The organism is Thalassobacter sp. 16PALIMAR09 (assembly GCF_000765485.1).
GTDB lineage: Bacteria > Pseudomonadota > Alphaproteobacteria > Rhodobacterales > Rhodobacteraceae > Thalassobacter > Thalassobacter stenotrophicus.
Genome location: NZ_JHAK01000007.1, coordinates 51,250 through 62,806 on the forward strand (window position 1 = coordinate 51,250; position 11,557 = coordinate 62,806).

The 11,557-nt window shown below is 58.5% G+C and carries 13 protein-coding genes; 9 read left to right on the top strand and 4 right to left on the bottom strand.

All coding sequences use genetic code 11. The annotated features are described in order from the left end of the window. Nucleotides 1–89 precede the first annotated feature (89 nt). Together panB and PM04_RS13510 are read right to left on the bottom strand one after the other, a co-directional pair. Entirely contained in the window at nucleotides 90–902 is an 813-nt protein-coding gene (gene panB, locus PM04_RS13505) for a 3-methyl-2-oxobutanoate hydroxymethyltransferase (RefSeq protein WP_038007785.1), read from the bottom strand. 6 nt (nucleotides 903–908) lie between these two features. Then, nucleotides 909–1,097: a zinc-finger domain-containing protein gene (locus PM04_RS13510; protein ID WP_038007786.1), complete on the bottom strand. Its 189-nt coding sequence runs from the start codon at nucleotides 1,095–1,097 to the stop codon at nucleotides 909–911. 87 nt (nucleotides 1,098–1,184) lie between these two features. On the opposite strand from PM04_RS13510, the gene PM04_RS13515 reads away from it, so the two are divergent. Next, nucleotides 1,185–2,117 carry an ABC transporter ATP-binding protein gene (locus tag PM04_RS13515; RefSeq protein WP_038007787.1) on the top strand — a complete coding sequence of 311 codons (933 nt, stop codon included), beginning with the start codon at nucleotides 1,185–1,187 and terminating at the stop codon, nucleotides 2,115–2,117. A gap of 22 nt (nucleotides 2,118–2,139) precedes the next feature. On the opposite strand, the gene PM04_RS13520 is transcribed toward PM04_RS13515, so the two are convergent. Further along, nucleotides 2,140–3,009: a DMT family transporter gene (locus PM04_RS13520; protein WP_038007788.1), complete on the bottom strand. Its 870-nt coding sequence runs from the start codon at nucleotides 3,007–3,009 to the stop codon at nucleotides 2,140–2,142. 121 nt (nucleotides 3,010–3,130) lie between these two features. On the opposite strand from PM04_RS13520, the gene typA reads away from it, so the two are divergent. After that, nucleotides 3,131–4,951, top strand: coding sequence for a translational GTPase TypA (typA, locus tag PM04_RS13525; protein ID WP_038007791.1), 1,821 nt, complete (start codon nucleotides 3,131–3,133; stop codon nucleotides 4,949–4,951). Nucleotides 4,952–5,020: 69 nt separating this feature from the next. Next, nucleotides 5,021–5,647 (top strand): trimeric intracellular cation channel family protein, encoded by a 627-nt coding sequence (locus PM04_RS13530; RefSeq protein ID WP_038008036.1) that lies wholly within the window; start codon nucleotides 5,021–5,023, stop codon nucleotides 5,645–5,647. Nucleotides 5,648–5,649: 2 nt separating this feature from the next. Here the strand turns inward: PM04_RS13530 and PM04_RS13535 are convergent, their stop codons facing one another. Beyond that, nucleotides 5,650–6,234, bottom strand: a complete 585-nt coding sequence (locus tag PM04_RS13535; RefSeq protein WP_038007794.1) for an NYN domain-containing protein — start codon at nucleotides 6,232–6,234, stop codon at nucleotides 5,650–5,652. Between the two features lie 146 nt (nucleotides 6,235–6,380). On the opposite strand from PM04_RS13535, the gene folK reads away from it, so the two are divergent. The 6 genes from folK to acpS all read left to right on the top strand — a co-directional run bounded on the left by folK (nucleotide 6,381) and on the right by acpS (nucleotide 11,475). Then, nucleotides 6,381–6,947: a 2-amino-4-hydroxy-6-hydroxymethyldihydropteridine diphosphokinase gene (gene folK, locus PM04_RS13540; protein ID WP_038008037.1), complete on the top strand. Its 567-nt coding sequence runs from the start codon at nucleotides 6,381–6,383 to the stop codon at nucleotides 6,945–6,947. A 98-nt stretch (nucleotides 6,948–7,045) separates the two neighbouring features. After that, a complete protein-coding gene (gene rpoZ, locus PM04_RS13545) occupies nucleotides 7,046–7,399 on the top strand; it encodes a DNA-directed RNA polymerase subunit omega (RefSeq protein WP_038007796.1) in 354 nt (117 codons plus the stop codon). A gap of 22 nt (nucleotides 7,400–7,421) precedes the next feature. Next, nucleotides 7,422–9,548, top strand: coding sequence for a bifunctional (p)ppGpp synthetase/guanosine-3',5'-bis(diphosphate) 3'-pyrophosphohydrolase (locus tag PM04_RS13550; protein WP_038007799.1), 2,127 nt, complete (start codon nucleotides 7,422–7,424; stop codon nucleotides 9,546–9,548). 25 nt (nucleotides 9,549–9,573) lie between these two features. After that, nucleotides 9,574–10,218, top strand: coding sequence for a DUF2062 domain-containing protein (locus PM04_RS13555; RefSeq protein WP_038007803.1), 645 nt, complete (start codon nucleotides 9,574–9,576; stop codon nucleotides 10,216–10,218). 42 nt (nucleotides 10,219–10,260) lie between these two features. Continuing rightward, the gene (locus tag PM04_RS13560) at nucleotides 10,261–11,013 is read left to right on the top strand and encodes a pyridoxine 5'-phosphate synthase (protein WP_038007806.1); all 753 of its coding nucleotides are present in this window, start codon (nucleotides 10,261–10,263) and stop codon (nucleotides 11,011–11,013) included. Nucleotides 11,014–11,073: 60 nt separating this feature from the next. Further along, nucleotides 11,074–11,475: a holo-ACP synthase gene (acpS, locus tag PM04_RS13565; protein ID WP_038007809.1), complete on the top strand. Its 402-nt coding sequence runs from the start codon at nucleotides 11,074–11,076 to the stop codon at nucleotides 11,473–11,475. Nucleotides 11,476–11,557 lie beyond the last annotated feature (82 nt).

The window sequence follows — 11,557 nt, forward strand, 5'->3', positions numbered from 1 at the left end:
AGCGCAGGGGGCGCTGGATGGCGAGGCTCTGCGGACACTGATTGGGGGAAACTAAGCGGCCCTCGACGCAGGGGAGAAAAAGGTCCGCCTTAGTCGGCGAACCCGTGTTCTTCGGCCGGAAAGCTGCGTGTCCGGACCTCTTGGGCATAGGCTTCTATGGCGGCTTCGGCTTGGCTGCCCAGATCGGCATAGCGTTTGACGAACTTCGGCTTGAATGCGGTGAACAGCCCGAGCATGTCATCGACCACAAGGACCTGACCGTCACAATGCGCCGATGCCCCGATGCCGATGGTCGGAATGGGTAGGGCTTCGGTGATTTTGGTGGCCAGTCCTGTTGGTACTTTTTCCAAGACAACGGCGAACGCACCTGCGTCGCTGACGGCTTGAGCATCGGCCATCAACATGGGCGCGGCGTCGCCGCGGCCCTGTACCTTGTACCCGCCAAGCGTATGGATCGCCTGCGGCGTCAGGCCGACATGGGCCATCACCGGAATGCCGCGTTCGACTAAGAATGCAATGGTTTCAGCCATGTGCACACCGCCCTCAAGCTTGACCGCGCCCGCGCCGGTTTCCGCCATCAGGCGGGCGGCTGCGGCAAACGCCACCTGTGGGCTGGCCTCGTAACTGGCAAATGGCATGTCTACGACCATGAGCGCGCGGTCCAACCCGCGGCGCACGGCTTGGCCATGCAGGATCATCATGTCTAGCGTGACTTGCAGGGTCGAGGGCAAGCCGTGCAGCACCATGCCAACACTGTCGCCAACCAGCACAAAATCGCAGTGCGCATCCATCAGCTGGGCCATAGGTGTGGTGTAGGCCGTCAGGCTGACAATTGGTGTGCCGCCCTTCATGTCTTTTATATCGCTTGGTGTTACGGCCCGCGATTGGCCTGTCGTGCTCATGTTAAATCAGTGCGCTGCTGCGCCCTCGGCGTCATCAGAAAGCATGAATTTCTTGTCACAATAGGGGCACTCGACGTAGCCCTTTGTGCTGTCCACAGTTAGCCATACGCGTGGGTGGCCAAGGGCACCGCCGCCGCCATCACAGGCCACACGCGAAGAGGTCACGATCTCTGTCTCAGGGGCATCAATGCTCATGGGTTGGCTCCAGACGATTCAAGGGGTAGGGGGGGTTATGCGGTAAACTGCCCCTTGTGGGCAAGCGGAATGGTGAGGGACGCCCCAATGGCAGCAGCGATCAAAATCGAAGGATTGCGGAAAACCTATGCTGGGCAGGGCGCCAGTGCACCGAAAGAGGCACTAAAGGGCGTCGATCTGGAAATCCCGCAGGGCAGCATTTTTGGCCTATTGGGGCCAAACGGCGCTGGCAAATCCACGATGATCAACATTTTGGCCGGTTTGGTTACCAAAACGTCCGGGAGTGTGAACATCTGGGGCTTTGACCAAGATGTGAACCCCCGCCAAAGCCGGGCCGCGATTGGTGTGATGCCGCAAGAGCTGAACCTTGATCCGTTCTTTACGCCCCGCGCAGCGCTTGAGGTGCAGGCTGGGCTATATGGTGTGCCCAAAGCGGATCGCCGCAGCGATGAAATCTTGGAGCTTGTCGGGCTGACGGACAAGGCTGAGGCCTATGCGCGTACGCTCTCGGGCGGTATGCGGCGGCGACTGTTGTTGGCCAAAGCGCTTGTGCATCACCCGCAAATCCTTGTGTTGGATGAACCCACAGCGGGCGTGGATATTGAGCTGCGCCAGATGCTGTGGCGCAACGTGCGCAAGCTGAACGAGGAGCGAGGGATGACAATCATCCTGACCACGCACTACCTCGAAGAGGCGCAGGAAATGTGTGATGAGATCGCGATCATCAATCACGGCGAAGTTGTTGTGCGCGATCGGACCGAGGTTTTGTTGGATCGGCTAGATGCCAAAACCCTCGTGATCGTACCAGAGGCCGAAGTCGGTGAAGTGTCGCTGCCCAAAGGCGTTGAGATGGTACGCAGGCCCCATGGTGAGCTGGCGTTCTCCTACGCGCGCTCCAACACCAGTGCTGAGGCCGTGTTGCAGGCGGTTCATGCGGCGGGGATCTCGATCCGTGATGTGCGCACCGAAGAGGCGGATCTTGAGGACGTGTTTGTCTCTTTGACGTCGTCAAAGGCATAGGCCGCAGCAAGTAGCGTATCGTTTAGCCGCGCCGGCTGACGACGCCTGCTGCAATGCCTGCGCCAAGGGTGATCAGAAGGCAGGCACCCGCCAATGACCACGTGGCGGCAGCCTGACCCGCAACCACCAAGACAATCGTGGATAACAGTGGGGCTGCGTAGCTGGCCGCGCCCAAGACCTGAATATCGCCGCGCTTGACGCCGACATCCCACAAAAAGAATGCAAATCCCACCGGCCCAAGGCCTAGTCCAATTATGGCAGCCCACTGGATGGCGGTAACGGGCCAAACGGTTGTCTCAATCATCAGGTGCGCCGCAGTGGCAAGGATGGCTGTCACAAGGCAAAAGCCGGTAACGGCCTCGGTCGGGACATGGGAAATTGTGCGCGATAGGACCGAATAGCTGGACCATATGAATGCCGCCAAAAGTGCAAGGGCATAGCCGCTGGTGTAGGTTGGATCAAAGGCCAAGGCCTCACCTCGGGTGACCAATAGGGCCGCTCCGCAAAAGCCGCAGGCCGCTCCGATCACATGCCGGGGCAACAAGCGCTCGCCCGGTGCCAGTGCCGAAAGCACCACAATCAAGAGCGGCCAGAGGTAGGCGATTAGGCTTGCCTCTACCGCCGGTGCGGCGCGCAGGGCAGAAAAATAGACAAAATGGTATCCAAATAAACCGCCCACGCCGATGGCCCAAACGTGGGGCGGTTGGCGCAATGCACCAAAGGACCGACCGGTAGCTAGCATGACGCTTGCGCCCGACAGGCCACCAATCGCAAAGCTTAAAGCCGCTAATTGTAAGGGCGGAACGGCACCACTGGCCGCCGTGAACAGTGCCAAAAGCGCCCACAAAAGGACGGCTCCAAATCCGATTAAGGTCGCGCGCGCTGAAGTCATGCCCCGGCGTATCGCCAACCTTTCGTCGCGTCCATATCGCACCCGCAGAAAATGCGCGCTGGCTTTTTGGGCTGACCTGCGCTAAGGCGCGCGCACCTACTCTCCTCCAAAGGCTGTTCCCATGGATATTCGCAATATTGCGATCATCGCACACGTTGACCACGGCAAGACGACGCTCGTTGACGAGCTTCTCAAACAATCCGGTACTTACCGGGAAAATCAGGCGACGACCGAGCGCGCGATGGACAGCAATGACCTAGAACGCGAACGCGGCATCACCATTTTGGCGAAAGCGACAAGTGTTGAATGGGGCGATACCCGGATCAACATCGTTGATACGCCCGGCCACGCCGACTTTGGCGGTGAAGTAGAGCGTATCCTTAGCATGGTTGACGGTGTTGTTCTGTTGGTTGATGCCGCTGAAGGCCCGATGCCTCAGACGAAATTTGTGACCTCCAAAGCGCTCGCGCTGGGCTTGCGTCCTATTGTTGTGCTCAACAAAGTGGACAAGCCCGATGCGGAGCCTGACCGCGCGTTGGATGAGTGTTTTGACCTGTTCGCTAACCTCGGCGCAGACGACAAGCAGCTCGATTTTCCACACATGTATGCCTCCGGCCGGTCCGGTTGGGCCGATCTGGAACTGGACGGGCCACGCAAAGACCTGACCGCGCTGTTCGATCTGATCGTCAAGCACGTACCAAAACCCGCACAGCTTGCGGCGGCGAATGAGCCTTTCCGTATGCTGGCCACGACACTTGGCGCAGACCCCTTCATTGGCCGGACGCTGACAGGTCGGGTTGAGGCCGGGACCCTTAAGGCGGGGACAACATTGCAGGCGCTGAGCCGTGAAGGCGACAAGCTGGAAAGCTTCCGCGTGACCAAAATCCTCGCGTTCCGCGGTCTGGGCCAACAGCCTATCGACGAAGCGGTCGCAGGTGACATCGTCACGCTTGCAGGTATGGCCAAGGCCACTGTGGCCGACACGCTGTGTGATCCAAGTGTGACCACGCCGATTGATGCACAACCGATTGATCCACCAACCATCACAGTGACCTTCGGGATCAACGACAGCCCGCTTGCAGGGCGTGACGGCAAAAAGGTGCAATCGCGCGTTATTCGCGACCGCCTGATGAAAGAAGCCGAGACCAACGTCGCGATTCAGATCACGGACACCCCCGGCGGTGAGGCCTTTGAGGTCGCTGGCCGTGGCGAATTGCAGATGGGTGTTTTGATCGAAAACATGCGCCGTGAGGGGTTTGAGCTGTCAATCTCGCGCCCGCAGGTTCTGTTCCGTGAGGAAGATGGCCAGAAGTTGGAGCCGATTGAGGAAGTCACCATTGATGTGGATGACGAGTACTCTGGCGCTGTGATCGAAAAGATCACAGGTACCCGCAAGGGTGAACTGGTCGAGATGAAACAAGCTGGCGCCGGCAAAACGCGGATCATCGCGCATGTGCCCTCGCGCGGTTTGATTGGGTACCACGGTGAGTTCCTGACCGATACGCGCGGGACCGGTGTGTTGAACCGTGTGTTCCACGAATGGTCGCCATTCAAGGGTGCGATCCCCGGTCGTCGTCAGGGTGTTCTGATCTCGATGGAAGATGGTGTTTCGGTGGCTTATGCGATCTTTAACCTTGAGGATCGCGGTAAGTTCTTCATCGGTGCGCAGGAGCAGGTTTACCAAGGTATGGTTATCGGCGAACACAGCCGCGATAATGACCTTGAGGTGAACCCGCTGAAGGGCAAAAAGCTGACGAACGTACGCGCCTCCGGTACGGATGAAGCTGTACGTTTGACAACGCCGGTCAAGATGTCCCTGGAAGAAGCGATTGCCTATATCGACAATGACGAGCTGGTCGAGGTCACGCCCAATGCGATCCGGTTGCGCAAGCGCTATCTGGACCCGCATGAGCGCAAGCGTCAGTCTCGTGTTGCCAGCTAAGGCTACATGGATATTTGAGAACCAAAGAAGGGCGCGTTTGTGCCCTTCTTTTTTGTTTGGATGGTCCCGATGACGACACTTGTATTGTTGGATTATGCATCTGTGATCGTGTTCGCTGTGACAGGCGCGCTTGTGGCATCGCGGGCGCAACTGGATGTGGTGGGCTTTGGCTTTGTGGCGTGTCTGACAGCAGTGGGCGGCGGGACAGTGCGCGACGTCGTATTGGATCGAAATCCTGTGTTTTGGTTGGCAGATCCGTTAAATATTGCAGCCGCGCTTTTGGCGGCGGTAGTAATTTTTTTCACCGCCCATTGGGTAGAAAGCCGCCTGAAGGCGGTGATTTGGTTGGATGCAGTGGCCTTGTCAGTTGCCGTGGCGGCGGGGGTGTTGGCGGCGCGTTCCGTGGATCAACCCGCGGCGATCCAAGTAATTATGGGCGTGATGACCGGCTGTTTGGGCGGGTTGATGCGCGATGTGGTCTGTAACGAGGTGCCTTTGGTCCTGAAGCAGGGGGAGTTGTATGTCACCGCAGCGCTTGCTGGTGCAGTGGGGGCATTGGTTGGCCTGTGGTTGAATCCTGGTTCCCCTTGGGCGGCAATCGCGTTGTGCGCGGCCCTTACGTTTGGATTGCGCGCGGGTTCTATCCTGTTTGGCTGGCGGCTGCCGGTGTACCGTGCGCGTCCGCCGCGGACATAGACCTAGTTGCTAGGAGAAGGCGCCATCGCGGGAGCGCCATCTGTGTCGGCGCGTGGTTCACGGGGGGGGCGGCCAATCACATCGCGCAATTCATCAAGTTCAATGAAGTTGTCGGCCTGACGGCGGAGTTCATCAGAAATCATCGGAGGCTGCGAGCGGATGGTTGAAACCACCGAAACACGCACGCCTTTACGCTGCACGGCCTCAACCAGCGGGCGGAAATCACCATCGCCGGAAAACAGCACGATATGGTCAACGTGGTCGGCGGTTTCCATCGCGTCCACGGTCAACTCAATATCCATGTTGCCTTTGACTTTTCGGCGGCCTTGACTGTCGACGTATTCCTTGGCGGATTTCGTGACCATGGTGAAGCCGTTGTAATGCAACCAATCTACAAGCGGGCGAATTGGGGAGTAATCGTCGTTTTCGAGGAGAGCGGTGTAGTAGAAAGCACGGAGCATTTTCCCCCGGCGCATGAACTCCTGGCGCAACAGTCGGTAGTCGATATCGAATGAAAGTGCTTTGGCCGCAGCGTAAAGATTGGAACCGTCAATAAAGAGCGCGAGCCGCTCGTCTCGGTAAAACATCCCGAATGTCCTTTAAAAATAATTTTGTCCCGCCTAAAGCGACAGGCCTTGTGAGTAAATATGAGCAAACCACACAAAGCGGTATGACAGAAAACATAAATCAAAACCTTAACGGCACAAGTGATACACAGGGAGATCGTCGCACAATGCTTCTGTTTGCGCTTGGAGGAAATTCGGACTTCGGCGGAGAATCGCCTAATTTGGTCGTGCAGCGCGCCATTTCTGCGCTGCGATGCAGTGAAATAGGGGACTCTTGGCGGTCAAGTTGTCTATATCGCACCCCAGCGTTTCCAGCAGGCAGCGGCGCTGATTTTGCCAATGCTGTCGTGATTTGTGAGGCCCCGGAGGTGAACGCTGAGGCGGCTTTGGCCATCGCGCATGGCATTGAGGCTGAGTTTGGCCGGACGCGTGCAGAGCGTTGGGGCGCGCGAACTTTGGACATCGATTTGATTGCGGCGGGGCCAGCGGGCGGGCAGGTTGCGCCCGATCTAGGCGTTGCCCAGCAGTGGCGTGACCTGCCGATGGATGCGCAGCTGATCACCACGCCACAGACCCTGATTTTGCCGCATCCGCGTGTCACTGATCGATCATTTGTTCTGGTTCCGTTGGTCGAGGTCGCGCCCGATTGGATAGATCCGCTGAGCGGCCAAAGCGCCTGCGCCTTGTTGGCGGCCCGTCCAGCGCAGGAACGCGCCTCGGTTGTACCGTGGTAGCCTGTTCGCGCTGCGTGGAGCCAATTGTTTCGCCCTTGTCAAGTCTTGCGTGAGGCTGTAAGTGATGCAGCTCACACCCCCATGATCTGGAGTGCACCATGGCCCGCGTTACGGTTGAAGATTGCGTTGATAAGGTTCCAAACCGGTTTGAACTGGTTATGCTGGCCGCTCACCGCGCCCGCGAAATTGCCGCTGGTGCGTCGATCACCGTGGATCGTGATAACGATAAAAACCCTGTCGTCTCTCTGCGTGAGATCGCTGATGAAACGCAATCCGCTGAGGACCTGCGTGAACGTCTGATCGAAAGCAACCAGACACAGATCGAGGTTGATGAGCCCGAAGATGACAGCATGTCTCTGCTGATGGGCGTCGAAAAAGACGCTCCTGCTGAGGACGATATGTCTGAGGAAAAACTGCTGCGCGCGCTGATGGAGGCGCAGGAGCCCCGCTAAGGGCCCCTCGCCCTGTTAGCAGATGATCCCAGTAGAGGACCTTCTCGCAAAGGTTCGCGCATATAACCCCAACACCAATGAGCCGCTGATCCGGGCGGCTTATTCCTATGGTTGGGATATGCATAAGGGGCAGACCCGGCAATCTGGTGAGCCCTACTTTTCGCACCCCGTTGAGGTGGCGATGCTGCTCACGGAGCAGCGGCTAGACGATGCCACGATCATCACAGCCTTGCTGCATGATACGATCGAGGACACGCGCACCACGTTCACCGAAATCGCCGAGATGTTTTCGACGGAAATTGCGGTGTTGGTCGATGGTGTGACCAAGCTGACCAACCTTCAACTGAGCAGCACGCAGACCAAACAGGCCGAGAATTTTCGTAAGCTTTTCATGGCGATGTCCAAGGACTTGCGGGTTATCTTGGTCAAGCTGGCTGATCGTTTGCACAACATGCGCACGATCCGTCACATGGCCGCGCACAAGCAGGCGCAAAAGGCCCATGAGACAATGGATATCTATGCGCCGCTTGCCGGACGCATGGGGATGCAATGGATGCGGGAGGAGCTGGAGGACCTGTCGTTCGCCGTGCTTCAGCCGGAGGCGCGCTCTTCGATTATGCGCCGCTTTGTGACGCTGCAAAAAGCCAGCGGCGACGTAATCGCGCGCATCACGCTCGACATTATAAATGAACTTAAAAAAGCTGAGGTCGCGGCTGACGTGACTGGCCGTGCCAAGCGTCCTTTTTCCATCTGGCGCAAGATGGAGGAAAAAGAGCTTGGTTTTTCTCGACTGTCCGACATCTACGGCTTTCGGGTAATTTGCGCGTCTGAGCAAGATTGCTACCGCGCCTTGGGAGTGATCCACCAACGGTGGCGCGCGGTGCCTGGTCGGTTCAAGGATTACATCAGCCAGCCCAAATCGAATGGGTATCGCTCGTTGCACACGACTGTCTCGGGGCGTGATGGCAAACGGGTTGAGGTGCAGATTCGCACCCGCGAAATGCACGATGTGGCAGAGGGCGGCGTGGCCGCGCACTGGTCCTATCGTGACGGTCAGCGTGCTGAGAATCGGTTTGCCGTTGATCCCGCCAAGTGGCTCGAAACGATCACGGAGCGATTCGAAGCAGCAGAAGACCACGACGAGTTCATGGAACACGTGAAGCTCGAGATGTATTCCGATCAGGTGTTCTGCTTTACACCTAAGGGTGAGGTTGTCGCCCTGCCCAAAGGCGCGACGCCCTTGGATTTCGCTTATGCTATCCACACGCGAATTGGTCACTCTTGCGCTGGAGCCAAGGTTGATGGGATGCGGGTGCCGCTGTGGACCCGGCTTAAAAATGGTCAAAGCGTTGAGATTACCACCGCTGAGGGTCAAAGCCCCCAGGTGACGTGGATCGACATCGTAAAAACGGGTCGTGCCAAACAAGCCATCCGCCGCGCGCTACGCGAAGAGGACATTGTGCGGTTCCAACGCTTGGGGCGCGAATTGATGCGCGTGGCGTTGGATCATGTGGGCAAGAAAGCCACGGACAAGGTGCTTGAAACCGCCGCTCGGGCGTTTGATCTGCCCAATACGGATGCGCTGTTGGCGAAGGTCGGGGCCACGGATGTGTCTGCGCGCAAAGTGGTGGAACGGCTCTATCCCGAACTTGTCGCCAGTGCGCCAGAGGCAGAAGTTGCGCCGAACAAGGCCATTGTTGGCCTCAATCCCGATGATAAATTCACGCGTGGCAGCTGTTGTCAGCCCGTGCCCGGTGAACGCATCGTTGGCATTACCTATCGCGGCAGCGGCGTGGTGGTGCATGGCATCGATTGCAAACGCCTTGTGACATATGAGGATCAGCCTGATCGCTGGCTCGACATTCGCTGGGCGGCGGGTCACCATGCGGCTGTGCACGCGGTGACGCTGGATCTGACGATCAGCAACGAAGGTGGGGTACTGGGACGTATCTGCACATTGATTGGCGAGCAAAACGCAAATATCTCGGACTTGCGATTCACAGATCGCAAACCGGATTTTTACCGCTTGCTGGTAGACGTGGACGTCCGCGACAGCGAACACCTGCACGCGGTGATGATGGCAATCGAGACGGACAGTGATGTCGCGGCGCTTCGACGCGAACGCGATGTCGCCAAGGCGCCGGCCTGAGGGCGGCATAAAGGGGAGGGCCCGGGTGGTCTTCAAACGCAGAGACGCCCGCCCATGGTGGCGTATCCTCAAGGAGGTGCTTTGGCCCAAAGGTGGCTGGGCGCGTGCGTTTCACTATGTCAAACACCGCCTGCGGCGATTGCCCGACAGCCCGCACAAAATCAGCCGCGGCATTCTTGTTGGCGTGTTCACCGCCTTTACACCCTTCTACGGGTTGCACTTTCTAGTGGCGGCCGTTGGTGCGCGCCTGTTGCAGGGCAATATCCTTGCGGCTTTGCTGGCGACGTTCTTTGGCAACCCTCTGACGTATGTGCCTATCGGGGTGATCTCGCTCCAGACCGGGCATTTTTTGCTAGGCACGGAATTCGACAAGGAATTTGACGACGGGCTGTTGGCCAAGTTCGTCGGTGCGGGCCAAGACCTGTTGCACAATGTGCGCGCGCCCTTCTCGGGGGAGGCTGCGGATTGGAGCCATCTTTCCCTGTTCTGGGATGAGGTGTTCTTTCCCTACATGGTGGGCGGTATCATCCCCGGCATCGTGGCTGGGATCATCTGCTATTACATGTGCCTGCCGGTTATCACCGCGTATCAAAAACGCCGCCGCGGCATGATCAAGAAAAAGCTAGAAGAGTTGCGCCGCAAGGCTGCCCGTGGCGATCAAACGCGCTAGGTTCAGCCCAGAGGGCGAGCAAGCGAATGAGGGAGTGGTCTGATGGAAAAACTGCGTCTTGGTGTGAATATCGATCACGTGGCAACGGTGCGCAATGCGCGGGGCGGTGTGGTACCTGATCCGGTGCGCGCTGCGGTGTTGGCAGAGCGTGCGGGCGCAGATGGCATTACGGCGCACCTGCGCGAAGACCGCCGCCATATCAAGGATGCTGATATCGGCGCCTTGATGGAGGCTTTGACCATCCCCCTGAATTTCGAAATGGCCGCCACCGCTGAAATGCAGGCCATCGCTTTGCATCACAAACCTCATGCCGTTTGCATCGTGCCCGAGCGGCGCGAAGAGCGGACAACCGAGGGTGGGCTTGAGGTCGCGCGCGAAGAAAACCGGCTGGGCGATTATATCGCACCGCTGCGCGAGGCGGGCTGTCGGGTGTCGCTGTTCATCGCGGCGGATGAGGCGCAAATTCGCGCAGCCCACCGCATCGGTGCACCAGTCATCGAGCTGCATACAGGTGCCTATTGCGATGCGGTCGCCGAAGGTCACACGAGCGATGCAGCGGCTGAACTGGCGCGGATCACTGAGATGGCGGCTTTTGCGCATGACCTCGGGCTAGAGGTTCACGCGGGCCACGGCCTGACCTACGAAAGTACCCCGCCGATTGCGGCCCTTCCCACCGTGAGGGAGCTGAACATCGGGCACTTTTTGATCGGTGAGGCGATCTTTGTGGGGCTTGAGGCGGTAATGACCCAAATGCGGCAGGTAATGGACGCCGCTCGCATAAGTGCTTCTGACTAGACAGCGCCCGATCACTCGCTACACACGTTGGCTGAACGCACAACCATCCACGGAGCCGGAATGATCCTCGGCATCGGCACTGACCTCGCGAATATTGAACGCATTCAAGGAACGCTGGACCGCTTTGGCGACCGCTTCCGCAATCGTATCTTTACGGAGGATGAGCAGCGTAAGGCCGAGAACCGCAAAGATGTCGCCGGCACCTATGCCAAGCGTTGGGCTGCTAAGGAAGCGTGCTCCAAGGCGTTGGGCACGGGGCTGCGCATGGGCATCGCCTGGAAAGACATGTCGGTCACCAATCTGCCCACCGGGCAGCCGGTTATGCAGGTTACGGGCTGGGCCAAAGATCGCCTCGACGCGATGACCCCGCCCGGTTACGAGGCGATTATTCACGTCACTCTCACGGACGATCACCCATGGGCCCAAGCCATGGTCATGATTGAGGCTCGCCCCGCCGAATAAGGCTCAAAACACCGTCAAATGGGCGTGGACGTGGCTCTGCGCGCGGTTGACTCTGGGCAGGCCCCAAGGCAGGACGGTGGCT

Bases quoted from the DNA above. Each gene is read 5' to 3' on its own strand.
- PM04_RS13510 (WP_038007786.1), bottom strand. From the start codon at position 1,097: ATGAGCATTGATGCCCCTGAGACAGAGATCGTGACCTCTTCGCGTGTG.
- panB (WP_038007785.1), bottom strand. From the start codon at position 902: ATGAGCACGACAGGCCAATCGCGGGCCGTAACACCAAGCGATATAAAA.
- typA (WP_038007791.1), top strand. From the start codon at position 3,131: ATGGATATTCGCAATATTGCGATCATCGCACACGTTGACCACGGCAAG.
- PM04_RS13535 (WP_038007794.1), bottom strand. From the start codon at position 6,234: ATGTTTTACCGAGACGAGCGGCTCGCGCTCTTTATTGACGGTTCCAAT.
- PM04_RS13530 (WP_038008036.1), top strand. From the start codon at position 5,021: ATGACGACACTTGTATTGTTGGATTATGCATCTGTGATCGTGTTCGCT.
- acpS (WP_038007809.1), top strand. From the start codon at position 11,074: ATGATCCTCGGCATCGGCACTGACCTCGCGAATATTGAACGCATTCAA.
- PM04_RS13550 (WP_038007799.1), top strand. From the start codon at position 7,422: ATGATCCCAGTAGAGGACCTTCTCGCAAAGGTTCGCGCATATAACCCC.
- folK (WP_038008037.1), top strand. From the start codon at position 6,381: ATGCTTCTGTTTGCGCTTGGAGGAAATTCGGACTTCGGCGGAGAATCG.
- PM04_RS13520 (WP_038007788.1), bottom strand. From the start codon at position 3,009: ATGACTTCAGCGCGCGCGACCTTAATCGGATTTGGAGCCGTCCTTTTG.
- PM04_RS13515 (WP_038007787.1), top strand. From the start codon at position 1,185: ATGGCAGCAGCGATCAAAATCGAAGGATTGCGGAAAACCTATGCTGGG.
- rpoZ (WP_038007796.1), top strand. From the start codon at position 7,046: ATGGCCCGCGTTACGGTTGAAGATTGCGTTGATAAGGTTCCAAACCGG.
- PM04_RS13560 (WP_038007806.1), top strand. From the start codon at position 10,261: ATGGAAAAACTGCGTCTTGGTGTGAATATCGATCACGTGGCAACGGTG.